Source organism: Streptomyces albus subsp. albus (assembly GCF_000719865.1).
Taxonomy (GTDB): Bacteria; Actinomycetota; Actinomycetes; order Streptomycetales; family Streptomycetaceae; genus Streptomyces; species Streptomyces albus_E.
Window position 1 is genome coordinate 223,753 of the sequence record NZ_JOID01000007.1, and the last position, 26,553, is coordinate 250,305.

General features: G+C 74.4%; 21 protein-coding genes and 1 riboswitch. Of the genes, 10 read left to right on the forward strand and 11 right to left on the reverse strand.

Annotation, left to right across the window (positions count from 1 at the left end; translation table 11 throughout):
* The first annotated feature begins 140 nt into the window (after positions 1–140).
* Entirely contained in the window at positions 141–1,223 is a 1,083-nt protein-coding gene (locus tag IF83_RS0108720) for a YihY/virulence factor BrkB family protein (protein WP_078843293.1), read from the forward strand.
* Here IF83_RS0108720 and IF83_RS0108725 read toward each other — a convergent pair.
* On the reverse strand, positions 1,178–2,254 hold the full coding sequence (locus tag IF83_RS0108725; protein ID WP_030543498.1) for an ATP-dependent DNA ligase: 1,077 nt from the start codon (positions 2,252–2,254) through the stop codon (positions 1,178–1,180). The two genes, IF83_RS0108720 and IF83_RS0108725, sit on opposite strands and share 46 nt — an antisense overlap.
* A gap of 115 nt (positions 2,255–2,369) precedes the next feature.
* On the opposite strand from IF83_RS0108725, the gene ligD reads away from it, so the two are divergent.
* A complete protein-coding gene (gene ligD / locus IF83_RS0108730; protein ID WP_030543499.1) occupies positions 2,370–3,374 on the forward strand; it encodes a non-homologous end-joining DNA ligase in 1,005 nt (334 codons plus the stop codon).
* A gap of 168 nt (positions 3,375–3,542) precedes the next feature.
* Complete coding sequence (locus IF83_RS0108735; protein WP_030543500.1) at positions 3,543–4,325, forward strand: VOC family protein; 783 nt, start codon at positions 3,543–3,545, stop codon at positions 4,323–4,325.
* Between the two features lie 60 nt (positions 4,326–4,385).
* Here IF83_RS0108735 and IF83_RS0108740 read toward each other — a convergent pair whose 3' ends face one another.
* Positions 4,386–5,204, reverse strand: coding sequence for an SDR family oxidoreductase (locus IF83_RS0108740; RefSeq protein WP_051722590.1), 819 nt, complete (start codon positions 5,202–5,204; stop codon positions 4,386–4,388).
* 47 nt (positions 5,205–5,251) lie between these two features.
* Positions 5,252–5,788, reverse strand: coding sequence for a cysteine hydrolase family protein (locus IF83_RS0108745; RefSeq protein WP_030543502.1), 537 nt, complete (start codon positions 5,786–5,788; stop codon positions 5,252–5,254).
* Between the two features lie 187 nt (positions 5,789–5,975).
* Here IF83_RS0108745 and IF83_RS0108750 point away from each other — a divergent pair, with 187 nt between their 5' ends.
* From IF83_RS0108750 to IF83_RS0108765, 4 genes are all read left to right on the forward strand, one after another.
* On the forward strand, positions 5,976–7,001 hold the full coding sequence (locus tag IF83_RS0108750; RefSeq protein WP_030543503.1) for a PHP domain-containing protein: 1,026 nt from the start codon (positions 5,976–5,978) through the stop codon (positions 6,999–7,001).
* Between the two features lie 325 nt (positions 7,002–7,326).
* Positions 7,327–7,926, forward strand: a complete 600-nt coding sequence (locus IF83_RS0108755) for a (2Fe-2S)-binding protein (RefSeq protein ID WP_037679159.1) — start codon at positions 7,327–7,329, stop codon at positions 7,924–7,926.
* On the forward strand, positions 7,923–8,981 hold the full coding sequence (locus tag IF83_RS0108760; RefSeq protein ID WP_051722591.1) for an FAD binding domain-containing protein: 1,059 nt from the start codon (positions 7,923–7,925) through the stop codon (positions 8,979–8,981). The genes IF83_RS0108755 and IF83_RS0108760 overlap by 4 nt, the downstream gene beginning before the upstream one ends.
* Positions 8,978–11,218 (forward strand): xanthine dehydrogenase family protein molybdopterin-binding subunit, encoded by a 2,241-nt coding sequence (locus IF83_RS0108765; RefSeq protein ID WP_078843294.1) that lies wholly within the window; start codon positions 8,978–8,980, stop codon positions 11,216–11,218. The genes IF83_RS0108760 and IF83_RS0108765 overlap by 4 nt, the downstream gene beginning before the upstream one ends.
* Positions 11,219–11,442: 224 nt before the next feature.
* Here IF83_RS0108765 and IF83_RS0108770 read toward each other — a convergent pair whose 3' ends face one another.
* Positions 11,443–12,789 (reverse strand): transglycosylase family protein, encoded by a 1,347-nt coding sequence (locus IF83_RS0108770; protein ID WP_030543507.1) that lies wholly within the window; start codon positions 12,787–12,789, stop codon positions 11,443–11,445.
* A 406-nt stretch (positions 12,790–13,195) separates the two neighbouring features.
* Positions 13,196–14,407 (reverse strand): transglycosylase family protein, encoded by a 1,212-nt coding sequence (locus IF83_RS0108775; protein ID WP_030543508.1) that lies wholly within the window; start codon positions 14,405–14,407, stop codon positions 13,196–13,198.
* Between the two features lie 4 nt (positions 14,408–14,411).
* Positions 14,412–14,631, reverse strand: a riboswitch (cyclic di-AMP (ydaO/yuaA leader).
* 473 nt (positions 14,632–15,104) lie between these two features.
* Here IF83_RS0108775 and IF83_RS0108780 point away from each other — a divergent pair.
* Positions 15,105–15,869, forward strand: coding sequence for an adenosylcobinamide amidohydrolase (locus IF83_RS0108780; RefSeq protein WP_030543509.1), 765 nt, complete (start codon positions 15,105–15,107; stop codon positions 15,867–15,869).
* A 65-nt stretch (positions 15,870–15,934) separates the two neighbouring features.
* Here the strand turns inward: IF83_RS0108780 and IF83_RS0108785 are convergent, their stop codons facing one another.
* From IF83_RS0108785 to IF83_RS0108805, 5 genes are all read right to left on the reverse strand, one after another.
* Complete coding sequence (locus IF83_RS0108785; RefSeq protein WP_030543510.1) at positions 15,935–16,966, reverse strand: rod shape-determining protein; 1,032 nt, start codon at positions 16,964–16,966, stop codon at positions 15,935–15,937.
* A 187-nt stretch (positions 16,967–17,153) separates the two neighbouring features.
* On the reverse strand, positions 17,154–18,602 hold the full coding sequence (gene gndA, locus IF83_RS0108790; RefSeq protein ID WP_030543511.1) for an NADP-dependent phosphogluconate dehydrogenase: 1,449 nt from the start codon (positions 18,600–18,602) through the stop codon (positions 17,154–17,156).
* A 90-nt stretch (positions 18,603–18,692) separates the two neighbouring features.
* Positions 18,693–21,062, reverse strand: a complete 2,370-nt coding sequence (locus IF83_RS0108795; RefSeq protein ID WP_030543512.1) for a phosphoketolase family protein — start codon at positions 21,060–21,062, stop codon at positions 18,693–18,695.
* A gap of 183 nt (positions 21,063–21,245) precedes the next feature.
* On the reverse strand, positions 21,246–22,295 hold the full coding sequence (locus IF83_RS0108800; protein WP_051722592.1) for a cation diffusion facilitator family transporter: 1,050 nt from the start codon (positions 22,293–22,295) through the stop codon (positions 21,246–21,248).
* 184 nt (positions 22,296–22,479) lie between these two features.
* Positions 22,480–24,102, reverse strand: a complete 1,623-nt coding sequence (locus tag IF83_RS0108805; RefSeq protein WP_051722593.1) for an LCP family protein — start codon at positions 24,100–24,102, stop codon at positions 22,480–22,482.
* Between the two features lie 270 nt (positions 24,103–24,372).
* Here IF83_RS0108805 and IF83_RS0108810 point away from each other — a divergent pair, with 270 nt between their 5' ends.
* Positions 24,373–24,750 carry an ATP-binding protein gene (locus IF83_RS0108810; protein WP_030543515.1) on the forward strand — a complete coding sequence of 126 codons (378 nt, stop codon included), beginning with the start codon at positions 24,373–24,375 and terminating at the stop codon, positions 24,748–24,750.
* A gap of 349 nt (positions 24,751–25,099) precedes the next feature.
* Positions 25,100–25,525 carry an OsmC family protein gene (locus IF83_RS0108815; protein ID WP_030543516.1) on the forward strand — a complete coding sequence of 142 codons (426 nt, stop codon included), beginning with the start codon at positions 25,100–25,102 and terminating at the stop codon, positions 25,523–25,525.
* Positions 25,526–25,628: 103 nt separating this feature from the next.
* On the opposite strand, the gene IF83_RS31135 is transcribed toward IF83_RS0108815, so the two are convergent.
* On the reverse strand, positions 25,629–26,393 hold the full coding sequence (locus IF83_RS31135; protein WP_051722594.1) for a M23 family metallopeptidase: 765 nt from the start codon (positions 26,391–26,393) through the stop codon (positions 25,629–25,631).
* Between the last annotated feature and the right edge of the window lie 160 nt (positions 26,394–26,553).

The window sequence follows — 26,553 nt, forward strand, 5'->3', positions numbered from 1 at the left end:
GCACGGCCGGCGACGCGGCCGGCGGACACCGCCGTGACCTGCGTAAACGTTCGCCGCTCCGGCCCGTACGGCCGCCTCCGCCGCATCCGCCGCCGCGAACCCGTCCGGTTGACGGCGGCGGACCGGGGGACCCGGAGAACATGCGACCAACGAACGATCATGAGAAGGCCCACGGGGCCACCCCGGGCGGTCCGTCAGCGCACGCCGCCCCGGAGGGACCGGGCGACCTGCCCTCCCGCTCCTGGAAGGAGGTGCTGCGCCGGACCCTCAAGGAGTTCAAGGACGACGACCTCCAGGACCGGGCGGCCGCACTGACCTACTTCGGCGTGCTGTCGATCTTCCCGGCGCTGCTGGTCCTCGTCTCGCTGCTGGGAGTGGTCGGCAAGTCGGCCACGGACAAGATCCTGGACAATCTGCAGTCCCTGGCCCCCGGCGCGGCCCGCGACGTCCTCGACAAGGCCGTGACCCAGCTCCAGGACAACGGCTCGACCAGCGGGATCTTCGCCATCATCGGCCTCGCGGCCGCCGTGTGGTCGGCGTCCGGCTACATCGCGGCGTTCATCCGCACCTCCAACGCGGTCTACGACCTCCCGGAGGGCCGTCCCGCCTGGAAGGTCACGCCGCTGCGGCTGGTGCTGACCGTCGCCCTGATGGTCATGCTCGCGGCCAGCTCGCTCATCGTGGTGTTCACCGGTCCCCTCGCCCAGCGCGCCGGGGACATGATCGGCCTGGGCGACACGGCGATGACCGTGTGGTCCATCGCCAAGTGGCCCGTCCTGCTGCTCCTGGTCGTGCTGATGATCGCCCTGCTCTACTGGGCGGCGCCCAACGTGCAGGGGCGCGGCTTCCGCTGGGTGTCCCCGGGCAGCCTGCTCGCCGTGGTGGTGTGGCTGCTGGCCTCGGCCGGTTTCGCGTTCTACGTCGCCAACTTCGGCTCGTACAACAAGACGTACGGCACCCTGGCCGGTGTCATCATCTTCCTCGTCTGGCTCTGGATCTCCAATCTGGCCATTCTGCTCGGCCTGGAGTTCGACGCCGAGCTGGCCCGGGAGCGGGCCGTCAAGGCCGGCCACCCGGAGGAGGTGGAGCCGTACGTGGAGCCGCGCGACACCCGCAAGTGGCCGGACGACCTCCAGCGCGAGCACGAGAGCCGCCGCCCGCGCGAGCACGAGAGCCCTCAGCCGGAGGGCCGCCGGCCCGGCAGCACCGACGACAGGTCGTAGCCGACCGGCTCCTCCAGCTGCGCGTAGGTGCACGACTCCGGCACGCGGTCCGGCCGCCAGCGGCGGAACCGGGCCGTGTGCCGGAAGCGTCCGGCCTGCATGTGGTCGTACGCCACCTCGCAGACCCGCTCCGGGCGCAGCGGCACCCAGGAGAGGTCCTTCGTGCCCGTCCAGCGGCTGGGCGCGCCCGGCATCCGGTCCCGCTCGTGCGCCTCCGCCTCGGCCCAGTCCGCCCAGGGGTGGCCCTCGGCCGACTCCATCCGCAGCGGCGCCAGCTCCTCCATCAGCTCCTTCCGCCGCCGCATGGGGAAGGCCGCGCAGACGCCGACGTGCTGGAGCCGCCCCACGTCGTCGTACAGGCCGAGCAGGAGGGAACCGACGACCGGTCCGCTCTTGTGGTGGCGGAGACCGGCGAGCACGCAGTCGGCGGTCCGCTCGTGCTTGACCTTCACCATGACCCGCTCGCCCTGCCGGTAGCCCAGGCCGGGCGGTTTGGCGACGACCCCGTCCAGGCCCGCGCCCTCGAACTGCTCGAACCAGCGGCGCGCCAGGCCGATGTCGTACGTCGCCGGGGCCGTGAAGACCGGGTCGCCCGCCCCTTCCAGGGCCGCCTCCAGCGCCACGCGCCGCTCCCGCTGCGGGGTGTCCAGCAGCGAGTCGCCGCCGAGGGCGAGCAGGTCGAAGGCGACATAGCCGGCCGGGGTGCGCTCCGCGAGCAGCCGCACCCGGGAGCCGGCCGGGTGGATGCGCTCCAGCAGCGCGTCGAAGTCCAGCCGCGGGCCGCGTGCGACGACGATCTCGCCGTCGAGGACGCAGCGCCCGGGGAGCCGCTCCCGGAAGGCCGCCACCAGCTCGGGGAAGTAGCGGCCCAGCGGCCTGCCGGAGCGGCTGCCGATCTCGATCTCGTCGCCGTCGCGGAAGACCAGGGCGCGGAAGCCGTCCCACTTGGCCTCGTAGAGCATCCCCTCCGGGATGCGGGCCGCGCTCTTCGCCAGCATCGGGCGCACGGGCGGCATCACCGGGAGGTCCATGGGCCGATTCTGCGGCCCCCGGCGGCCGCCCGCGCGCCGGCGGGGGCACCCGTGGCGCCCCCGGGGCGGAGTCCGCCGGGAGGCGGGGCGCGCCGCCCCGGCCTACCGTGGCGGCATGGCAGAGACGGCGCAGCTCACGGTCGGCGGCCGGGTCGTACAGCTGTCCCATCCGGACAAGGTGTACTTCCCGGAGCGCGGCTTCACCAAGCTCGACGTCGCCCGCTACTACCTGGCGGTCGGCGAGGGCATCACCCGGGCCCTGCGGAACCGGCCCACCACCCTGGAGCGCTATCCCGACGGGGTGGCGGGCGAGTCGTTCTTCCAGAAGCGGGCCCCCGCGAACCTCCCCGACTGGATTCCCACCGGGCGCATCTCCTTCCCCAGCGGCCGGTACGCGGACGAGATCTGCCCCACGGAGCCGGCCGCCGTGCTGTGGGCGGCCAATCTCGGCTGCCTGACGTTCCACCCGTGGCCCGTGCGGCGCGGGGACACCGAGCACCCCGACGAGCTGCGGATCGACCTCGACCCGCAGCCGGGCACCGGCTACCGGGAGGCGGTCCGCGCGGCCCAGGAGCTGCGGGACGTCCTCGACGGGCTGGGCCTGCGCGGCTGGCCGAAGACCTCGGGCGGGCGCGGGCTGCACGTCTTCGTGCCCATCGAGCCGCGCTGGACGTTCACGCAGGTCCGCCGGGCCGCCATCGCGGTGGGCCGGGAGCTGGAGCGGCGCGCGCCGGACCGGATCACCACCGCCTGGTGGAAGGAGGAACGCGGCGCGAAGATCTTCGTCGACTACAACCAGACCGCCCGCGACCGCACCATCGCCAGCGCCTACTCGGTGCGCCCCCGGCCGCACGCGCCGGTCTCCGCCCCGCTGCTGTGGGAGGAGGTGCCGCACGCCGTGCCGGAGGACTTCGACCTGGCGACGATGCCGGTGCGGTACGCGGACCTGGGCGATGTGCACGCGGACATGGACCGGCACCCCTGCCGGCTGGAGGCCGCGCTGGAACTCGCCGAACGGGACGAGCGCGACCACGGCCTGGAGGACCTCCCGTATCCGCCGGAACACCCGAAGATGGCGGGCGAGCCGAAGCGGGTCCAGCCGAGCCGGGCCCGCCGGTGAACGCGCCCGGCCCCCGCCCCCGCCGCGTTCGCGGACGGCCGGCGCCCGCTGGTGCGTCACGGCGCGCCCTCACGGCCGGGATGGCACAGTGGCGGACGGGCACACGGCCGGTGCTCCGGGCGGCACCGACGGCACCAGCGGCACCCCGAGAGAGCGAGGCGAGCCGGAATGTCGGCCACAACCCCCGTGGTGCAGGGCGCACCCTGCTGGGTGAGCCTGATCACGAGTGATCTCCGGCTTTCGCTGGACTTCTACCACGCCCTGCTGGGCTGGGAGTTCCGGCCCGCCTTCCACCGCGAGGAGTACGTGGTGGCGTACAAGGACGGCGCACCCGTCGCCGGCATCGGGGCGCTGGCCCGCTCCATGGGCTTCCCCGTCGCCTGGTCCCCGTATTTCGCGGTCGAGAGCGCCGACAAGGCGGCCGATCGCATCCGGGAGCGGGGGGCCACGGTGGCCGTCGGGCCGATTCCGTTCGGCCCGGGGCGGGTCGCGTGGGCGTCGGACCCGATGGGCGCCCCCTTCGGCGTCTGGGAGGGGTACACCGAATCGGAGTGGCCGGTCCGGCGGGGGCCGGGCTTCCCCTCCTGGATCGAGCTGCGCACGCGGGACGTCTTCGCCGCGACGATCTTCTACAGCGAGGTGCTGGGCTGGGACACCGAGCCGCCCGAGCGCTGCGACGTGCGGTTCGCCGACGACCAGGTGCTCGTCCGGATCGAGGGCCGCACGGTCGGCGGCCTGCGCGGCGGGGCCCTGGAGTCGGCGCCGGACCCGCGGATCCGGCCGCGCTGGCATGTGTACTTCTGCGTGGAGGACGTGCCCGCCGCGGCGGAGCACGCTGCGGCGTTCGGCGGGGAGGTCGTCACTCCGCCGGAGCAGTCCCAGCACGGGTTGGAGGCGACGCTGCGGGACAGTCAGGGCGGGCTGTTCACGGTGACGTCGAAGGAGAACTGACGCCCGGCGGACCGGGGTCGCGGGCGGGCCGTGGCTCGGCCGCGGCGGCCCGGGCCCGGCTCAGCCGCGACGCCAGGCGTCGCTCTCCAGATGGGACCCGGCCATCGGGCCCATCCGCAGCATCCCGCCGTCCACGGCCCAGGAGGCGCCGGTGACGTAGCCGGAGTCCGGACCGGCGAGGAAGGCGATCACCGCGGCGACCTCGCGGGCGTCCCCGGGCCGGCCCAGCGGCACCCCCGGGCGGGACTCGGTGCGCACATCGGTGTCCTCCTGGCCGGTCATCGGCGTGGCGATCTCCCCGGGGGCCACGGCGTTGACGGTGATGCCGTGCTCCGCCAGTTCGAGCGCCATCACCTGTGTGAGCAGACCGAGCCCGCCCTTGGCGGCGCAGTACGGGGCGGCGCCCACCCGCGGCTGGTGTTCGTGGACGCTGGTGACGTTGACGATGCGTCCGCCGCCGCCCCGGCCGATCATCCGGCGCGCGGCGCGCTGCCCGCAGAGGAACGGGCCCACGAGGTCGACGTCGAGGACCCGCCGCACCGTGGCGTGGTCGATGTCGAGATAGGGAGTGGCGGTGCCCGTACCGGCGTTGTTGACGAGGACGTCGATCCGCCCCAGCTCGTCCGCGAGTTCGTCGATGACGCCGGCCGCCTCCGGCAGCCGGGTGAGGTCGGTCTGCCGGAGGGCGGCGCGGCGGCCGAGGCCGCGCACCTCCTCGGCCGTCTCCCGCGCCCCCTGCTCGTCCTCGTGCCAGGTGATGCCGATGTCCATGCCCTGCCCGGCCAGGCGCACGGCGGTGGCGCGCCCGATGCCGGAGTCGGCGCCGGTGATCACGGCGACGGGGCGGGCGGCGTCCGCGGAACTGGTCTGCGCTGTCATGGGAAAGACCTCCTCGGGCGGTGCGCGGGGGCTGGGAAGCCGGGCTGTCAGAACCGGATATCGGCGGCGTCGCAGATCTCCGCCCCCATATTGCGCTCCATCATGCGCAGCGCGGCGTCCGCGAGATCTCCGTGGATATGGGCGACCGCGTCCCGCGGAACGGCCACGGTGAGATGGCGGATGTGCGCGTCGAGCGCGGAGTACAGCACGCACTGCTCGGTGACCTGGCCGCAGAGCACGATGCGGCCGATCCCGTACTGGGTGAGCAGGTATTCCAGCGGTGTCTGGAAGAAGACCGAGTGCCGTGCCTTGAGGACGAACAGCGATGTCTTGTCGGGCCGGACGGGCTCCACCAGTTCGGCGTGCGGACCGGACAGCGCCATGTCCAGGATTTCGTCGTGGTGGGAACGCCATCTGCCGAAATTGTCATTGACGTAGATGACATCGACGCCCTCGGCGCGGGCCCGTTCGATCAGTTCTTTCATCGCGGGCAGGGTTTTCCGTACCGAGGGAATGAGCCGGTCGGCGTCCGGATGGTCGTAGGTGTTCACCATGTCGATGACCACGAGGGCCGATTTCCGCATGCGCGATTCCCGATTCCTGTCGTCCGGCCGGTGCGGATCAGCGTATTCCCCGGCTCACGGCGGGCAACCGCTCGGCGCGCGAACGGACGCGGTGTGGGCCACGGTGGGGGGAAGGCGTCCACGCGGGAACGCGCGCACGCGGAACGGATAAAGGATGCCGGAGGGCCGAGGACGGAAGGGACGCGCTATGGAACCGGTGGCGGCACTGGACCGGATCGCCTTTCTGCTGGAGCGCGCCCAGGCCCCCACCTACCGGGTGCGGGCCTTCCGCACCGCCTCGGCCGTTCTCGCGGAGATGCCCGGCGAGGAGGTGGCGCGGCGGGCCGCGGCCGGTTCGCTGGAGGCGGTGAAGGGCATCGGGCCCAAGACCGCGAAGGTCGTGCGCGAGGCGCTCGGCGGCGGAGTGCCCGGCTATCTGGAGCGGCTGGAGGCGGAGTCGGCCGACCCGCTCGCGGCGGGCGGCGCGGACCTGCGCGCCGCCCTGCGCGGCGACTGCCATCTGCACTCGGACTGGTCCGACGGGGGCAGCCCGATCGAGGACATGGCGCTGACGGCGGCCGCCCTGGGCCACGCGTGGGCGGTGCTCACGGACCACTCCCCCCGGCTGACGGTCGCCCGCGGCCTGTCCGCCGAGCGGCTGCGCGAACAGCTCGGCGTGGTCGCGGAACTCAACGAGCGGCTGGCGCCGTTCCGGCTGCTGACCGGCATCGAGTGCGACATCCTCGCCGACGGCTCCCTCGACCAGGAGCCGGAACTGCTGGACCGGCTCGATCTGGTGGTGGCCTCGGTCCACTCCAAACTGGCCATGGACGAGGCGGCGATGACCCGCCGGATGGTCCGCGCGGTGCGCAACCCGCTCGTCGACGTGCTCGGCCACTGCACGGGGCGGCTGCTCTCCGGCCGGGGCCGCCCGCCCTCGCGGTTCGATCCGGAGAAGGTCTTCGCCGCCTGCGCCGAGTCGGGCACCGCCGTCGAGATCAACTGCCGCCCGGAGCGGCTGGACCCGCCGCGCGCGCTGCTCCGCCGGGCGGTGGACGCCGGGGTGCTGTTCGCCGTGGACACCGACGCCCACGCGCCCGGCCAGCTGGACTGGCAGCCGTACGGCTGCGCCCGGGCGGAGGAGTGCGGCGTCCCCGCCGGGCGGGTCGTCAACACCTGGACGGCGGACGGCCTGCTGGAGTGGACGCGCACCCGGCGGCCGCCCGGCGGGTGACGGGCGGCCGCCGCTGTTTCGGACGGGGCACGGACGGTTACCGACACCCTGTCCGGGGCGGGGCGGACCGGGGACGCCAGGGTTCCGGGTCCCGTGATCCGGGTCCCGGCGTCCGGCGTCCGGGTTCCGGGTCCCGTGATCCGGGTCCCGGCGTCCGGCGTCCGGGGTACGGGGTCCGGGGTCCGGGGTTCCGCGCCCGCCCGTTCCGCCGGTCCGTCCCCGCTCCCCCCGCTTCCCCGTTCCCCCCGTCCCGTCCCCGTCTCCGTCCGTCCCCGTCCCATGCCGTCCGCCCGTCCGTCCGCCGGCCGGGCGACCGGGAGGCCCCATGACCGCACCGGCGCACACCACGCCCGTGACCACCCCCATCACGCTCCACGTCAACGGGGAGCCCCGGGACCTGGTGGTCGACAACCGCGCCACGGTGCTCGACGTGCTGCGCGAGCGGCTGGACCTCACGGGCGCCAAGAAGGGCTGCGACCACGGGCAGTGCGGCGCCTGCACGGTGCTCGTCGGCGGGACGCGGATGAACAGCTGCCTGCTGCTGGCTGTCGCCCACGACGGCGCCCGGATCACCACGGTCGAGGGGCTGGCCTCCGGCGATCCCGCCCGGGGCGGCCGGCTGCACCCGCTGCAGGAGGCGTTCCTCGACCGCGACGCCTACCAGTGCGGCTACTGCACCCCCGGCCAGCTCTGCTCAGCGGCCGGGGCGCTCCAGGAGATGGGCGCGGGCCGGCCCAGCGCCGTGACGCCGGCGGACCATCCGTCCGGCCTGCCGGTGCCGGCGGACGACGCGGAGATCCGGGAGCGGATGAGCGGCAACCTCTGCCGCTGCGGCGCGTACGGGGGCATCGTCCGCGCGGTCCGCGACGTGGCGCACACCGGGACCGCGCCCGGCGGCCGTGCCACCGAGGGCGGCGCCTGGTGAAACCGTTCCGCTTCGAACGCGCGACCGACGCAGAGGCGGCCGTGACCGCGCTGGGCTCCTCACCCCGCGCCCGCTATCTGGGCGGCGGCACCAATCTCGTCGACCTGATGAAGCTCGGGGTCGAGCAGCCCGACCTGCTGGTCGACGTAACCGCCCTGCCGCACACCGCCGTCGAGCACACCTCCGCCGGCGGTCTGCTGATCGGCGCCGCCGTGCGCAACAGCGACCTGGCCGCCGACCACGCCGTGCGCACCCGTTATCCCGCCCTGTCCCAGGCCCTGCTGGCCGGCGCGTCCGGTCAGCTGCGCAACGCGGCGACGGTCGGCGGCAATCTGCTCCAGCGCACCCGCTGCCCGTACTTCCAGGATCCCGGCAAGCCCTGCAACAAGCGGGAGCCGGGGACGGGATGCCCGGCACGCGAGGGGGCGCACCGCGAGCTGGCCGTGCTCGGCGCCTCGCCGTCCTGCGTCGCCACCCACCCCTCCGACATGGCCGTCGCCCTGACCGCGCTGGACGCCCGGGTGCACGTGCGGAGCCGGGCGGGGACCCGTACGGTGCCGGTGGCCGGGCTGCACCGGCTGCCCGGTGACAGTCCGGAGCACGACACCGTGCTGGAGCACGGCGACCTGATCACGCATGTCGAGCTGGGCGCGGTGCCGGAGGCGGCGGACTCCGTCTACCGCAAGGTGCGCGACCGGGCCTCGTACAGCTTCGCTCTGGTGTCCGTGGCGGCCGCGCTGCGGGTGGACGGCGGTTTCGTCCGCCGGGTGCGGCTGGCCTTCGGCGGGGTCGCCGCCCGGCCGTGGCGGGCCCGGACGGCCGAGGAGCGGCTGCTGGGGGCGCCGGCCGGCGCCGAGTCCTTCGCGCGGGCCGTCGACGCCGAACTCGCCCCGGCCGAGCCGCTGCGCGACAACGCCTTCAAGGTGCCGCTGCTGCGCTCACTCACCGTGCGCACCCTGGCCGAACTGGCCGAACGGGCCGAGCCGTCCGGGCGGGCGGGCCTCCGGCCCGGGGACGACGGGCCGCACCCCGAGGGACCGTGGGAGACGCCATGAGCGGAGACCGAAACGCGCACGGTGACGGGAACGACAGGCGTCTGCCCGGTGACGCCGGACCCGTGCCCGGGAACGCCGGACCCGTGCCCGGTGCCGCGCCCCGGCCCGGGGCACGGCGCCCCGGCAGAACCCCGCTCGGCGAGCCCGTGGCCCGGCTGGAGGGCCGCGAGAAGGTCACCGGCTCGGCCCGGTACGCCACGGAGCACCCCGTCGAGGGCTGCGCGTACGCCTGGCCCGTGCCCGCCGCCGTCGCCCGCGGCGAGATCACGGCGGTCGACACGGCCGCCGCCCTGGCCGGGCCCGGTGTGCTCGCCGTGCTCAGCCATGAGAACGCGCCCCGGCTCGGCGACCCGGGCGACGCGACGCTGCTCGTCCTCCAGTCGCCGCGGGTCGCGCACCGCGGGCAGTACGTGGCGCTCGCCGTGGCCGAGACCCTGGAGGCGGCACGTGCGGCGGCCGCCGCGGTGCGCGTGGAGTACGCGGCCGAGCCGCACGACGCGCGCTTCGCCGCGGACCACCCCGGGATGTACGCGCCGGAGCGGGCCAACGGCGGTGTCCCGGCCGACCGGGTGCGCGGGGACTTCGGCATGGCGTTCGACGCCTCGGAGATCCGCTTCCGGGCGACGTACCGCGTTCCGCCGCTGCACAACCATCCGCTGGAGCCGCACGCCGCCACCGCGCTCTGGATCGGCCCGCGGCTGCGCGTCTACGACTCCAGCCAGGGCGCGGCCCCCGTACGGGAGGCCCTGGCCGCCCTCTTCGGGACGGACGAGGAGATGGTCACCGTCGTCTCGGAGCACGTCGGCGGCGGCTTCGGCTCCAAGGGCACCCCGCGCCCCCACGCCGTGCTGGCGGCGATGGCCGCCCGCGTGACCGGCCGCCCTGTCAAACTGGCGCTCCCCCGCCACCAGTTGGCGGGCATCGTGGGCCACCGGCCGGCGACGGAGCACCGGGTGTGCCTCGGCGCCGACGGCATGGGGCGCATCTCGGCGCTGTCCCACGAGGTGTTCACCTACAGCTCCACCCTGGTGGAGTTCACCGAGCAGGCCGCGACCCCCGGCCGCTTCATGTACGCCAGCCCGCACAGCCGTACGACACACCGGCTCACCCGGCTCGACGTCCCGACGCCGTCCTGGATGCGGGCCCCCGGCGAATGCCCGGGCATGTTCGCGCTGGAGTCGGCGATGGATGAACTGGCGATCGCCTGCGGGCTCGACCCGGTGGAGCTCCGGCTGCGCAACGACACCGCGAAGGAGCCGGACTCCGGGCGCCCGTTCAGCAGCCGGCTGCTGGCCGAGTGCCTGCGGGAGGGGGCGGACCGGTTCGGCTGGCGGGACCGCGACCCGCGGCCGGGCACGCGCGTCGAGGGGCGGCTGCTGATCGGCACCGGAGTGGCCGCCTCCGGCCACCCGGCGAGCGTGGCCCCCGCGGCGGCGGAGGCCCGTGCCGACGCCGGGGGCGGCTACCGGGTGCGGATCGACGCCACGGACATCGGCACCGGGGCCCGTACGGTGCTCGCGCAGATCGCGGCCGACGCGCTGGACGCGCCCCTGGACCTGGTGCGGATCGAGATCGGCAGCAGCGATCTGCCGCAGGCCCCGGTGGCGGGCGGCTCCTCGGGCACCGCGTCCTGGGGCTGGGCGGTGCACAAGGCCTGCCGGGAACTGCGCCACGAGCTGGCGCTGCGCGGCGGGACGCCGCCGGAGACCGGCCTGACGGTGCGCGCCGACACGGCGGAGGAGATCGCGGTCCGCACACGGGAGTACGCGCGGCGGGCCTTCGGAGCCCAGTTCGCCGAGGTGCAGGTGGACATGGACACCGGGGAGACCCGGGTGCGGCGGCTGCTCGGCGTGTTCGCCGCCGGGCGCATCCTCAACCCGCGCACGGCGCGTTCGCAGCTCGCCGGCGGGATGGTGATGGGCCTGTCGATGGGGCTGATGGAACACAGCACCCTGGACCCGGAGTTCGGCGATTTCACGGAACGGGACCTGGCGCTGTACCCCGTGGCCACCTGCGCCGACGTGCCGGACATCGAGGTGCGCTGGCTGGCGGAGGAGGACGGCCGGCTCAACCCGATGGGCTCCAAGGGCATCGGGGAGATCGGCGCGGTGGGCACGGCGGCGGCGGTGACCAACGCCGTACACCACGCCACGGGAGTGCGCGTCCGCGACCTGCCGGTCCTCCCCGAGAAGCTGCTGCCGGGCCTGGCCGCCCGGCAGCGCGGCGCGGCGGTCTGAGACGGGCGCGATCTCCGCGGAGCGGTGGGCGGTCGCGGATCAGCGGTGCCGGGCGCCGCGGATCCGGGGGAGGCGGCGGAAGCGCCCGGGCCGCGAGGCGGTGGGGGCGGGCAGAGCGGTTGGGCGGAGCAGAGGGCGGTGCTCGATGGGAGAGGGACGGCGGTGCGTGCCCGCACCGCCACCGCCCCCGGTTCCGTCCGTGCCCCGGCCGGACCGCGCCCGGATCAGATCGCGACCCCGCGCCCCCGCAGATAGGCCAGCGGGTCGATGTCCGAGCCGTAGCCCGGCCCGGTGCGGACCTCGAAGTGCAGGTGCGGTCCGGTGCTGTTGCCGGTGGAACCGGAGCGGCCGAGCTGCCGCCCGGCGGGAACCTGCTGCCCGGCCCGCACGGAGAGCTGGGAGAGATGGGCGTACTGGCTGTACCGGCCGTCGCCGTGCCGCAGCACCACCTGGTAGCCGTACGCACCCGCCCAGCCCGCGGAGACGACCTGGCCGGAGGCGACGGCCCGGACCGAGGTGCCGGTGGCCACGGGGAAGTCGACGCCCGTGTGGTAGCCGCTGGACCAGACGCCGCCGGAGGCGCGGTACGGGGTGCTCGGCGAGACGCCGGCGACGGGGGCGGAGGACGCGCCGGTACCGGAGCCGGAACGGGTGGCCCGGTCCTCGCCGGTGCTCTCCTTCTTCCGCTCGGTCCGCTGCTCCTCCGGGTCGGCCTTCTGCTTCCCGGCCTTCTTCTCCGCCTTCTTCTCCGCCTTCTTCTCGGCCTTCTTCTCCGGGGCCGGGGCCGTCCGGCGTTCGGAGGTTCCGCGCTCCGAGGTCTCGGGCGCGCCCCCGGCCGCCCCGGAGCCCTGCCCGCCGCCGCGCAGGGAGAGCCGCTGGCCGGGGAGGATCAGATCGGGGTCCCCGCCGATGACTTGGCGGTTGGACGCGTAGAGCCGCTGCCAGCCGCCGTCGACGTCGTGGCCGCGGGCGATGCCGGACAGCGTGTCACCGCTGACGACCCGGTACGAGTCGGTGGTGCGGGAGCCGGGGGTGCGGGTGGCGGAGGCGGTCTGCGCCGGGTCCTTGGCCTTGGTCTCCGCGCGCTGCTGCTTCCGCTGCGGCGCCCCGGCGGCCTTCTCCTTCTGGCGCGTGTCCTCGGCGCGCGGGCCGGACCGGTCCGCCGCCGGCGCGGTGCCCGGGCTGTCGCCGCCGCGGGCGAGACCGGCCCGCGGCCCGCAGGTGGGCCAGGCGCCGGGACCCTGGCCGTCCAGGACCTTCTCGGCTATCGCGATCTGCTGTTCCTGGGAGGCCAGGTCGGCGCGCGGCGCGTACCGGGTGCCGCCGAACGCCTCCCAGGTGCTCTGCGAGAACTGGAGGCCGCCGTAGTGGCCGTTGCCCGTGTTGATGTCCCAGTCGTTGCCGCTCTCGCACTCGGCGACCCGGTCCCAGGTGCCGGCGGAGGCGGCGCTCGCGCCCGAGGCGGCCACCAGGGGCAGGGCGAGCCCCGCGCCTCCTGCGGTGACGGTCAACGATGCCTGGGAGATACGGCTCGGCTGGGGCCGGCGGTGCCGTCCGCGGGTGGGGGGCATCGGCTGGGTCCTCTCCTGCGCTGGGGCCGAAAAAGGCAGCCGCGCAAGGGAGTTCGCGGGCCGAGCCCAAGATAGGCGGGCACATTCCGCGTCACAACCGATTCCGGGAATCCGCGGGACGATTATCGGAATCCGAGAAGTGAATCTTGAAAAGGAGTGACCGGGGGAGAAGTCTGTTTCCCGGTGTAACCCCTGCGTATCCGTGGTGCGCCGCTCGCGCCGCCCGCACGCGCCGCCCGCGCGCCCCGGCCCCGCCCCGGCCCCGTCCCGGAAGATCGAATTCCGGGTGGGTTCACGGCGGTTCCGGTACGGAAAGCCGCGGGCGCCCGGCCGGAAACGGGCGAGGTGCCCGTTCCCGCCGGAGCGGGAGCGGGCACCTCGGGTGGTGCCGTGCGGTGCGGGCGTGTCAGATGCTGACGCCCTTGCCCCGCAGGTAGGCCAGCGGGTCCACGTCGGAACCGTAGGCCTGGCCGGTCCGGACCTCGAAGTGCAGGTGCGGGCCGGTGCTGTTGCCGGTGGAGCCGGACAGGCCGAGCTGCTGGCCGCCCTGGACCGTCTGGCCGGCCGAGACGGACAGCGAGGACAGGTGGGCGTACTGGCTGAACCTGCCGTCGGCATGCCGGACGACGACCTCGTTGCCGTACGAGCCGGCCCAGCCGGCGGAGACGACCGTGCCGGAGCCGATCGACTTCACCGAGGTGCCGGTGGCGACGGAGAAGTCGACGCCGGTGTGGTAACCGCTGGACCAGCTGCCGCCCGAGGCCCGGTACGGGGTGCTCGGGGAGGCGGCGACCGGGGCGCTGAAGCCCGCGGCGTTCGCGGCCTGCTGGACGGCCGGCTTCTCGGCGGCCTTGGCCGGGGCCTCGGCCTTGGCCTCGGACTTCTGGGCCTTCGGCGCGGCCTTGGGGGCCTCCGCCTTCGGAGCGGCCTTCTCGCCGTCCAGCGAGTACTTCTGGCCCGGGAAGATCAGGTTCGGGTTACCGCCTATGACCTCGCGGTTGCCCTCGTAGATGCTCTCCCAGCCGCCCTCGACGCCCTCGGCCTCGGCGATCTTGGCGAGGGTGTCACCGCTGACGACGGTGTACGAAGAGGTCTTCGCGCTGTCCGCGTCCGCCGGAGACGGCTGCGCGGCCTTCTTCTCGGCCTTCGGCGCGGCCTTGGGGGCAGCGGCGGCGGCCTCCTTCTTCGGAGCCTCGGCCTGGCCCTGCTGCTTGGCGCCGGTGTCGACGGCGGGGGCCTCACCACCGCGGGTGAGACCGGCCTTGACGGAGCAGACCGGCCAGGCGCCCGGGCCCTGGCCCGCGAGCACCTTCTCGGCGATCGCGATCTGCTGGTCCTTGGTGGCGAGGTCCGCGCGCGGCGCGAACTCGGTGCCGCCGAAGGCCGCCCAGGTGCTCTGCGTGAACTGCAGGCCACCGTAGAAGCCGTTGCCGGTGTTGATGCTCCAGTTGCTGGTGCTCTCGCACTCGGCGACCTTGTCCCAGGTCTCGACCGAGGCGGCGCTGGCGCCGGTGGCGCCGATGAGGGGAAGGGCCAGGCCCGCGCCACCGGTGGTGACGGCGAGGGCGGCGATGGAAAGACGGCTCGTGCGAGTACGGCGATGACGTCCGCGAGACATAGGGGTATTTCCTCTCCTACGCCTACGAGGTGAGCTGTCGGGTTCGGGCTGGAGTTGCCCGGACGCATTCGCATGATCGGCTCGGCCGCCCTGCGCGTCTTCACCCCGAGCCGCACCGTGCGGTGTGTCACACGGTCCGGCGACTTACCTGTGGGTCCCCCGCTCCTGCCGTGGTGCGTCGTGGTTTTCCCCGCTCCGGCGGCAGGATTCGGCGTTCCGGAGGAGGAATGTCCGCCAAGCGTTCGGCGGAACAGCGGCAAACGTAAGCGCTCTGATTTCACCGAGGCAAGGAGAAGTCGGACAGCCCGGTGTTTACCGGCGGTATTCGCGGGGATGGCGTGACGCGGTGCGCACGCGCCCCAGCAAAGAGCGACGAAAAACCTCGCGGTTCGGCGCCCGGAAACAGCAGAGGGTTACATCCTCGACGGAACAGCGGCATCCCGATGCAATGCGTCACCATTCCGCCGGGCATTCTGTGAAGCGCGTCACCGACGGGCGTTTTGTCCGTTTTGACGGGGTCCCGGGATGCGGTGAACCGGTGGGCGGAGTGATGACCGGAGCGGTGGGCGGAGCAATGGCCGGTGTGGTGGCCAGGCCCCCCGCCCCGCCCCCGCGGCCGCCGTCTACGATCATGGTCACCGGCCGCCGGGACCCTCCCGGGCCGTCTCCCGGACCCGGCCGGCGGAGGAAGGGCGCCGTGACCACCACACCCCTGCCGCGCGCCGCGGCCGGCCCCGCACCCGCCCTGCTGCGGGCCGAGCGGCTGGCCCGCACCGAGGACGGAGCCTGCCGCCATCTGCTGCTGTGGCGCGCCGGGCCGGGCTGGCGGATGGCCAGCAGCGCGGTCCTGGGCGGCGGCCTCGGTGAGCGCGGCTGGGTGCTCAACGCCCAGGTGCGCCCCGGCTACACCCGGACCGACCCCGGCCGTCATCTGGCCGGGCTGGCCCGGGACGCCGGGCTGACCGGGCCCGGCGTGGGTCTGATGACGGCGGCCGAGGTCGACGCGTGCACGCGCGCCGCCGACGGCGGGGTGGAGGCGCTGGTCACCACGGGCATCGGCGTCTCCGGCTGGGCCGCCTCCCCCGCCCCGGGGTCCCCGGCCGCGCCGCCGCCGGGGACGATCAACATCGTCGTCGCCGTACCGGCTCCGCTGAGCGACGCGGCGCTGGTCAACGCCGTGGCCACGGTCACCGAGGCCAAGGTCCAGGCCCTGCTGGAGGCGGGCTTCGACTGCTCCGGAACCCCCTCGGACGCGGTGTGCGTCGCGGCCCGCGCCGCCCGGCCCGGCGAGGAGGAGGAAGCGTTCGGCGGGCCGCGCTCCCTCTGGGGCGCCCGGCTGGCCCGGGCGGTCCACGCCGCCGTGGGCGAGGGCGCCCGGCGGGAGCGGGAGCGCGTGGCGGGAGGCCGCGAGGGGCCGGCGCCGCATCCCCGCACCCTGCCGGGCTGCCGCGCGGAGATCTGAGCCGCCGCCCCGGGAGCCCGGAAGCCCTCCGCCCCGGAAGCCGGTGGTGACGGTGGCCGTGCCCTTCACAGCGGGGCCAGCATCTGCCGGCGGGCGGCGGGGTCCACGTCGTCGATCCAGCGCGCGGCGCCGTCGAGCACGGAGGAGCGCGGCGCCCCGGCGAGATGGACGGTCATGCCGATGGCCCGCCCCAGCCGGTCCGGGAGTCCGTCGAAGAGCGCCCCGCCGCCCGTGACGACGAGCCCGCGCTCCACAATGTCGTCCGCGACGCCGCCGGGGCAGTTGCCGATGGCGGCGACGACCAGCCGGGCGATGCGCCCGATCTCCGGCTCGATGAGGTCCCGCAGCTCCCCCGCCGCGACCGAGACGGTTTTCGGCAGATCGGTGACGCGGTCCCGGCCGCGGACCGGAAGCCGGGTGCCGGGCGCGGTCTCCGCCACCCGCCCCAGGCCGGTCTTGACGGCCTCGGCCGCGACCGTGCTCAGCGCCAGGGTGTGCTCGCGCTGGAGATGGGTGACCAGCGCGGAGGTCACGGCGTCGCCCGCGACCGGCGAGGACTCGGCGGCGACGAGGGTCCCGAAGGCGAAGGCGCAGATCTCCGTGGTCCCGGCGCCGATGTCCACGATCATGGTGCCGCCGGAGTCCCAGAGCGGCAGCCCGGCGCCCAGCGCCGCGAGCATCCCCTTGGGCAGCAGCCGCACCCAGCGGGCCCCGGCCTGGAGCAGCACCTCCTCGGCAGCGATCCGCTGCACCTCGGTGGCGGAGGCGGGGACGCCCGTCACGACCCCGGGCGGCAGCAGTCCCCGCCGGGAGGGACCGCCGCCGCCCAGCGCGTGCCGGAGCAGCAGGGCGGCCGCGTCGAAGTCCGTGACCACACCGCGGCTGAGCGGCACGACGGCCTCGATGTCGGGCGGAGTGCGGCCGAGGATGCGGCCCGCCTGGTCGCCGACGGCCACCACCTGGCGGGACGCGGCGGTCACCGCGATGACGGACGCGCCGTCGTAGCGGTGGGTTCCCCGCGGTCCGCGGACACGGATGCGGGAGGTGCCGAGGTCCACCGCTACGGGCGGTCCGCCGGAGGTGCGGGACCAGCGCATGGGGAGTCCTTTCCGGACGGCTGCTCTCCGGTCAGACTCGCGCGGGCGGGCCCGGCGGCGGGCGAGGCGCTCCCCGCGCTCCCTCGAAAGTGTGATGATCAGCCTGCGCCGACTGCCCGCACGGGCACGGCGGGGCCCCGGCCCGGGAAACCCGGGGCGGGGGCCCCCGCCGCGGGCCGTCCCGGACTCAGCCGGCGACTTCGGAGCGGTCGCCGCCCCAGAGCGTGTGGAAGCTGCCCTCCCGGTCGACGCGCCGGTAGGTGTGCGCCCCGAAGTAGTCGCGCTGCCCCTGCGTGAGCGCGGCCGGCAGCCGGTCGGCGCGGAGCGCGTCGTAGTAGGCGAGGGCGGCGGAGAAGCCGGGCGTCGGCACCCCGTGCGCCACGGCCGTGCCGACCACCGTGCGCCAGTCCCGCTGCGCCGCGCCGATCTCCCCGGCGAACTCCCGGTCGGCCAGCAGCGTGGGCAGCTTGGGGTCGGTGCCGAAGGCGGCGCGGATGCGGTCGAGGAACGCGGCCCGGATGATGCAGCCGCCGCGCCAGATCGCGGCCACCGTGCCCGGGTCGATCGTCCAGCCGTACTCGGCGGCCGCCGCGTCGATCATGTTCCAGCCCTGGGCGTAGGAGACGACCTTGGAGGCGTAGAGCGCCTGTTCCACCTGGTCGGCGAAGTGCCGGGCGTCCTCCGCCCCCAGCGTGGCGCGCTGGGGGCCGGGCAGGCCGCCGGCCGCCTGCCGCAGCCCCGCGTGGCCGGAGACGGAGCGGGCGAAGACGGCCTCGGCGATGCCGGAGACCGGCACGCCCAGGTCGAGCGCGGTCTGCACGGTCCAGCGTCCGGTGCCCTTCTGGCCGGCGCTGTCGGCGACGACGTCCACGAACGGCAGGCCGGTCGCGGCGTCGGTGTGGGCCAGCACCTCGGCGGTGATCTCGATGAGGTACGAGTCGAGGCGGCCGGTGTTCCAGGTGCGGAAGATCTCGGCGATCTCGGCGGGCCGGTAACCGGCGACCTGGCGCAGCAGGTCGTAGGCCTCGCCGATGAGCTGCATGTCGGCGTACTCGATGCCGTTGTGCACCATCTTGACGAAGTGGCCGGCGCCGTCCGCCCCGATGTGGGCGCAGCAGGGCGTGCCGTCGGCGGCCTTGGCGGAGATGTCCTCCAGCAGCGGGCCGAGGGCGGCGTAGGCCTCGGCCGAGCCGCCGGGCATGATGCTGGGCCCGTTGAGCGCGCCCTCCTCGCCGCCGGAGATCCCGGCGCCGACGAAGTGGAGGCCGCGCTCGCGCAGCGCGGCCTCCCGGCGCCGGGTGTCCTCGAAGTGCGCGTTGCCGCCGTCGATGATCATGTCGCCGGGTTCCAGCAGCGGGACGAACTCGTCGATCACCGCGTCGGTGGACATGCCCGCCTTCACCATGATCACCAGGCGGCGGGGCCGCTCCAGCGAGGCGACGAAGGCGGCCGGGTCGTCGGACGGGAGGAAGGTGCCCTCGTGCCCGAACTCCTCGACCAGGGCCCGGGTCCGGGTCGCGGTGCGGTTGTGCAGCGCCACGGTGTGCCCGTGCCGGGCGAGGTTGCGGGCCAGGTTGCGGCCCATCACCGCCAGCCCGGTGACCCCGATCTGCGCCTTCGTCCCGGTGTCTGCCATATCTCAAGACTCCCTCGGTGGCGGGGTGGCCCCGCGTCTGTGCGTCTGCTGTCGTTCGCCGCGCCGACGGTCCCCGCCCCCGAAAGGACCCTAGCCCCAGGTCCAGTCGCGGATCTCGGGCATGTCCTGGCCGTGCTCCCGGATGTACGAACGGTGCTCGTTGCGCTTGTCCTTCATCAGCTGGCGGACCCCGATCGCCCGGAGTGCCAGCCCGGGCACCCGGTCGATGACGTCCATCACCAGCCGGTAGCGGTCCATGTCGTTCAGCACGACCATGTCGAACGGTGTCGTGGTGGTGCCCTGCTCCTTGTAGCCCCGGACGTGGATGTTGGAGTGGCCGTGCCGCCGGTAGGTGAGCCGGTGGATCAGCCACGGGTAGCCGTGGTAGGCGAAGATGACGGGCTTGTCGGCGGTGAATACGGCGTCGAACCCGTGATCGTTCAGCCCGCTGGGATGTTCCGTGTGCGGCAGCAGCCGCATCAGGTCGACGACGTTCACCACCCGGACGGCCAGATCCGGCAGATGCGCGCGGAGGAGGCCGGCCGCGGCCATGACCTCCTGGGTCGGGACGTCGCCCGCGGCGGCGAGGACCACGTCCGGCTCCCGCCCGGTGTCGCTGCCCGCCCAGTCCCAGACGCTGACGCCGCGCTCCACGTGGTTCACGGCGTCGTCGAGGGAGAGCCAGTCGAAGCAGGGCTGCTTGCCGGCCGCGACGATGTTGATCAGGTCGCGGCTGTCGAGGGTCTTGTCGGCGACGGCCAGCAGGGTGTTGGCGTCCGGCGGCAGGTAGACCCGGATGGTCTGCGGGTCCTTGTTGACCATGTGGTCGATGAAGCCGGGGTCCTGGTGCGAGAAGCCGTTGTGGTCCTGCCGCCAGACGTGCGAGGTGAGCAGGTAGTTCAGGGAGGACAGCGGCATCCGCCAGGGCAGCTGCCGGGAGACCTTCAGCCACTTGGCGTGCTGGTTCGCCATGGACGTGACGATGTGGATGAAGGCCTCGTACGAGGAGAACAGGCCGTGCCGCCCGGTCAGGAGATAACCCTCCAGCCAGCCCTGGCAGTTGTGCTCGGAGAGCATCTCCAGCACCCGGCCGTCGCGGGTCAGGTGCTCGTCGGTCGGCAGGAGCTCGTCCTGCCAGCCCTTGCCGGTCGCGTCGTAGACGTCCTGGAGGCGGTTGGAGGCGGTCTCGTCGGGGCCGAACAGCCGGAAGTCCCGGCTCTTGCCCGTCCGCCGCATCAGATCGCGCAGCAGCCCGCCGAGGACCCGGGTGGGTTCGTGCAGGGTGGCGCCCGGTGCGGAGACCTTGACCGCGTAGTCGCGGATCGGGGGCACCGGCAGACTGCGCAGCAGACGGCCGCCGTTGGTGTGCGGGTTGGAGCCGAGCCGCCGGTCCCCCGCGGGGACGTGGCCCAGCACCTCGGGGCGCGGCCGGCCCTGCTCGTCGAAGAGTTCCGCGGGCCGGTAGGAGCGCATCCACTCCTCCAGCTGCCGCAGATGCTCGGGGCTCTCCCGCAGGCCCGACAGCGGCACCTGGTGGGCGCGCCAGGTGCCCTCGACCGGCTTGCCGTCGACGGTGGCCGGCCCCGTCCAGCCCTTGGGAGTCCGCAGGACGATCATGGGCCAGCGGGGGCGCCCGGCCGTGCCGTCCTCGCGGGCCGCCCGCTGGTGCTCCGCGATCCGGTCCAGGCAGTGGTCGAGGGCGGCGGCCATGGCGTGGTGCACGGCGGCCGGGTCGTCGCCCTCGACGTACACCGGTTCGTGGCCGTAGCCGCGGAGCAGCTGGTCCAGTTCCTCGTGCGGAAGGCGGGACAGGACCGTCGGGTTGGCGATCTTGTAGCCGTTGAGGTGGAGGATCGGCAGGACGGCGCCGTCGTGCACCGGGTCGAGGAACTTGTTGCCGTGCCAGCCGGTGGCCAGCGGGCCCGTCTCGGCCTCGCCGTCGCCGACGATCGCGGCCACGACCAGCCCGGGGTTGTCGAAGGCGGCGCCGTAGGCGTGGCTGAGCGCGTAGCCGAGTTCACCGCCCTCGTGGATGGAGCCGGGGGTCTCGGGGGCGACGTGGCTGGGCACCCCGCCGGGGAAGGAGAACTGCCGGAAGAGCCGGGCCATGCCCTCGGCGTCGCGGGAGACATCCGGGTAGACGTCGGAGTAACTGCCGTCCAGCCAGCAGCAGGCGAGGGTCGCCGGACCGCCGTGGCCGGGGCCGGTGATGTGGATGGCGTCCAGGTCCCGGGCCTTGATCACCCGGTTGAGATGGGCGTAGATCAGGTTGAGGCCGGGTGTGGTGCCCCAGTGCCCCAGCAGCCGCGGCTTGATGTGCTCCACGGCCAGCGGCTCGTCCGGCAGCGGGTTGGCGAGCAGATAGATCTGGCCCACGGCCAGATAGTTCGCGGCCCGCCAGTAGCGGTCCAGTGTGGCGAGATCGTCGTCGGACAGGTGCGCTGCCTGTGCCGTGGCCATGTTCTTCGCCTCTCGAATCAGCCGTGTGCGGTCAGCGGTACGCGACCGGCCGTGCCGGCCGGACGTGCCCGCTCGGGCGGGGCGCTCCGTGCGCCCGGCCCGGCGGGTGCCCCCGTCGTCACTCCGTACCCTCCCGTCCATACTCCCCCGTACTCCCCCGTTCCGTCATGAACGCACCGCCATTCAGCCGGAGTTGTCCGCCACGGCCTCCACCGCCGCGTCGAGCTCCCGCCGTTCCCGGCGGGCCCGCCGGCGGTCCTCGACGGTGGCCTCGGTGATGTCCAGGAAGATCTGGTCGACCATGGGCCAGGCGCCCTCCATGGCGTTCTTGATCCGCTCGGAGACTTCCTCGACCTCCTCGCTGTCGAGCCCGCCGATCAGGTCGACCCGCGCGGCGACCAGGGTGGAGTCCATGCCCAGCCGCATCGTGAGGAGCGTGGTGACGGTGTCGATCTCCGGCTGCTCGTCCAGGAAGGTGTGGATCTCCTGCCGCAGGACCGGGTCGAGCGCCACGCCGATGAGCTGGTCCCGGTTCTCCCGGCCGAGCCGGTAGGCGACGTAGACCAGCAGGACGCCGATCAGCAGCGAGGCCCACGCCTCGTACACGATGTCGCCGGTGGCCATGTGAAGGCCCATCCCGGCCGCGGCCACCAGGACACCGAGGCACGCCGTGCCGTCCTCCGCGAGGACGGTGCGCAGCGCGGGGTCGGTGCCGGCCCGCAGCTGGGCGATCATGCCGCGTCCGTTGCGGCGGGCGTGGCCGCGGAGCTGGTGGAGGGCCTTGAGGAGGGAGGTCCCCTCGGCGAGCAGGGCGATGCCGAGGACGACGAGCCCGGCCACATAGCCGTCGAGGCTCTCCGAGGAGCCGGAACTCATGGCGCTGATGCCCTGGTAGAAGGAGAAGCAGCCGCCCATCACGAAGATGCCGACGGCCGCCAGCAGGGACCAGAAGAAGCGCTCCTTGCCGTAGCCGAAGGGGTGCTCCGCGTCCGGGGCCTTGCGGCTGCGCCGCAGGGAAGCGAGCAGGAAGATCTCGTTCATGCTGTCGGCCACCGAGTGCGCCGCCTCCGACAGCAGGGCGGGGGAACCGGCGAAAAGGCCGCCCAGCGCCTTGGCCAGCGCGATGACGAGGTTCGCGGCGAGCGCCACGAGGACGGTCATCCGCGTCTTCTTGTCCTCGCTGCGCCGGCTGTCGGCCAGCTTCTCGCGCCGCTTGTCCCGCAGTGTGCTCATGGGTGGGCCACTCTCCCCGTTCGTAGACTGGCCGGTCGCCTACCCTGCGTGGCGTTCATGACGCCCGGTGACCGTCGTCACCCGTGGGCCCTCGCACGGCCCGACCGGAGCCGGGGGCGCGGGAGACGCGGGAGGTGGGGGCGGGGGCGCGGGCCGGAGGCGCGGGGCACGGAGACACGGGGCACTACCCGCCGGGCGGCTGCTCCCGGCAGCTGAGCTCGTCGCCGGTCACGGGTGCCCCTTCGACACCGCTCCGGTCGTGGACGACCGGGACCACCCGCCCGGCGATCGGGCCGACGGTCACCCGGAAGACCCGGCCGAGCCCTTCCACCTCGCGCACCCGGGCGTTCGGCAGCGCGGCGGACAGGGTCGGGGCGGCGCGCCGCAGCCGCGGGTCGTACGCGATCTCGGTCGGTCCCGCGTGCGGGGTGCCGCCTCCGGACCCGGCCGTGACCCCGACGACCGTGAAGCCGGTGGCCCGCAGCTTCCGCGCCAGCCGGGCGGCGCTGCCCGGCTCCGCCCCGGGCCCCTCGGCCACGCTCACCCGCAGCTTGCGCGGTTCGATGGCGACGGGCACCGGGCGGACCTCGCCGGGGCGGGTCTCCGGAACGAACGGCCGGTCCGCCCGGACGGCCGCGAAGAGGGCCTCCGCCCGGGGCTCGTCCCAGAGAAGGGTGGAGCCCCAGCCGGGGACCCGGTGGTCGAAGTCCCTCATGGGCACGGTGGCGAACTCGGCGGCGGAGCCCGGCAGCTTCCGCAGGGCCCGGGCGAGGCCGGCCAGCTTCGGCAGGGTCAGGCCCTCGTCGGTGCGGACGGATTCCAGCAGGGCCCGCGCGCCGCGGGAGAACTCGTCCCGGCCGGAGGCCGCCCGTTCGCCGGAGAGGAGGTTCTCCATCACCGAGAGCAGGAAGCGCTGCTGCCGGCGGACCCGGCCGAGGTCTCCGGGGGGATCCAGCTTGCGGGCGCGGACGTACTTCAGCGCGCCCGTGCCGTCGACGTGGTGGGTGCCGGGCGGGAGGTCGAGGCCGGAGTTCTCGTCCCGGAGGGGCTTGTCGGTGCAGACCTCGCCGCCGCCGAGCCGGTCGACCGCGCGGACGAAGCCCGTGAAATCCGTCTCCACGTAGTGATCGATCCGGATACCGGTCGCGTGTTCCACCGTGGCCACGGTGAGGGCCGGGCCGCCGTGCTTGTGCGCCGCGTTGATCTTTCCCCAGTGGCGCCCCGGCCCGGTGCCGGACCCGGAGGGCGCCGGCGCCGGTGCTTCCGGCGGGGAGGTCTTCGGCCCGGCGGTCCCGGGCACGGGGGAGACGGTCCCGGAGGAGACGCTCCCGGAGGGAGCCGGTCCGGAGGGAGCCGGTCCGGAGGCTCCGGTGGAGGGAGGGGCGCCGGTGGTGGGCTCGACGGCGGCGGGCTCGATGTGCGGGGGGAACTCGGCGTAGGAGTCCCGCGGGATGCTGATGACGCCGACCCGGTCCCGGTCCGCCGAGACGTGCAGCAGCATCATCACGTCCGTGCAGTCGCACCCCTCGCCGCCGACGAACAGCCGCCGCTTCTCCTCGCGCGAGATGCCGGTGCGCCCGTCCAGGCCCACGAGCAGGAAGGTCGTGCCGGGCGTCGGCCGCGGCCGCTCGGTCAGTCCCCCGAAGGGCGAGACCCGGTGTGCGCCGGCCTCCGGACCGGGCCGTGCCGGGGGCTCCGGGGCCCCGGACCACTGGGCGCAGCCACCGGCCAGCAGGGCAGCGCAGAGGACGCCGACCGCCAGTGACCGGGCCCCCGGCGTGCGGACGGGGAGGACTGGACGGAACATGGAGGACACCTCCGCGATACGGTGACCTCCGCAGGCTAGGCACGGCGCGCGGGGAGGTGCGCGGTGCGCACGCCGCGCCCGGCGGGCCGCCACCCGGAAGGCGGAGGCGGATCCGTTCCGTCCCGCCCTCGGGTGACAGCTCGGGCGGGGAGTACCCGGATGACGCGTGTTCTCACATCATCCGCGCATCCTCTGCCTGATCGTGTCCCATGTTTGGGCGGCCGCTGGGCAAGAGGGGTGTAATGAACGGTGAGGAGGAGGTGCAGCCGCATGGTCGTGGTGGAGTCCAGCCGTGCCAGCACCGCTGATGCCAGGCACGCGGCCGCGGAGTACGTCTCCACCGCGTGCCCCGGAGTGGATGCCGACGCGGTCGTGCTCGTTGTCTCCGAGCTGGTGGCGAACGCGACCCGGCACACGTCCGGATGGTGGCGGCTGCGCATCAGCGCCTGGGAGGACGTACTGATCGTCGATGTGGACGACCGGAGTGAGATCACCCCGGCCATCCGCCGGACCTCGGATCTCACGGGCGGCGGCGGGCTCGGGCTGATCATGGTCCAGCGGCTCTCCGACGAGCTGGAAGTCCTCCGCCGCCCCGGCGGCAAGACGGTCCGCGCCCGCTTCCCCCTCCACGCCAAGGCTCCGGCCTGAGCCGAGCCCTTCGTCTCCCGTCCGCCTCCGCCCCGCCACTCGCCCCCGGCCGATCGCCCGCCGATGGGATCGGTCGCGGCCCGGGCGCCCCGCAAACCGCCTGGGGACCACCCCGTGTCCCCGGCGCACGCGCGTGTCCGTTCCGCAGCGACCGCCGGCGGCCCGGACGGACACCCCGCCGCTCTCCGCCTCCGCCCGCCCCCTCCCGGACCGCTCTGTCCCGTATCGGGGCAGATGTCGCGGACCGGTTGCGGCGCCGGCATCCGCCGCACGGCGCGTCGCGGCCGGAGCGGCCGTACGGGGGCGGACCATCGGCTTGAAGCCACCCGCATCACAGGAGGGATCCAACGTGGCCACCACACGCACCGCGCACACGGTCTGGGAAGGCAATCTGCTCGAGGGCCGGGGCACCGTCGCCCTCGACTCCTCCGGAGCCGGGGAGTACCAGGTCTCGTGGCCGTCCCGTGCCGAGGAGCCCGACGGCCGGACGAGCCCGGAGGAGCTGATCGCAGCGGCGCATTCGAGCTGCTTCTCGATGGCCCTCTCCAACGGCCTGTCGAAGGCCGGCACGCCCCCGACCCGGCTGACGACCCGGGCCGAGGTCACCTTCCAGCCGGGCACGGGCATCACCGGGATCCACCTGACGGTGTCGGGCGAGGTCCCCGGAACGGACGCCGAGGCCTTCACCGCGGCGGCCGAGGACGCCAAGGTCAACTGTCCGGTGAGCCAGGCCCTGACGGGGACGACGATCACGCTCACCGCGTCCCTGGGCTGACCGCGTCTCCGGGCCGCCCGCGTCCCCGGGGCCGGCCCGGCCCGTGCGGCCCGGCGCCGCCGCCCGGCCCGCGGGCGGCGGCGCGTCCCAGGGGGACCGGGCGTCAGAGCCGGACGCCCTTGGAGGCCAGATACGACCGCGGGTTGATGTCGGATCCGTACTCCGTGCTCTGCCGCACCTCGAAGTGCAGGTGCGGCCCGCTCGACCGGCCGGTGTTGCCGGACAGGCCGAGGAGGTCTCCCGGGCCCACCCGCTGCCCCGCGGTCGCGTCGACCCGGGAGAGGTGGGCGAAGAGGAGGTACTGGCCGCCCGGCGTCCGCACGGTCACCAGGTGGCCGTAGTCCCCGCCCCAGCCGGCCGTCACGATCTCGCCCGGTCCGGGCGCGCGCACCGGGGTGCCCACGGGGACGGCGAAGTCGACACCCGTGTGGTGGCCGGCGAGCCAGCCGCCGGGGATGCCGTAGGCGGCGGAGACGTCGGCGTCGGCCACCGGGTGCGTCCACCCGTGCGCGGCGCCGGTTCCGGTGGATTTTCCGGAGGCCGGGCCGTCCGAGCCGTCCGAGCTGGCCAGGCCGTCCGCGCTCCCGGTGTCCTCCCGCGCCCCGCGGGCGGCGTCCCGCCGCTCGCCGGGGGCCGGCGGGCCGCCGCGCGGGCCCGGGCTGCCGTGGGTGCGGGCGCGGTCGTCGCGCTCGGACAGATACCGGTGGCTGATGTCCACGCCCGCGCCCCAGGTCGGGCTGGCGGTGAGCAGCACCCCCGCTATCCCGGCCGCGCCCCCGCGCAGCAGCCGGGGCATCACGCGGGGCTTGCGGCCCGCGACGGCGCCCTCGGCGGATCGGTTCGCGCCGGATGTGCGTACCGGGGTCATGGACGTTCCTCTCCTACCGGTCTCCTGCTGTGCGGTGTATCGGGAAAAGGGGGACGGGGAAGGGGTGCCTCTATGTCTTCCGTCAAGACACCCTGTCGGGTTTGGGATGGTTCGGGGTGCTGAGGTTATGCGGCGAGCTCGACATCTTTCGGTGTCCGGG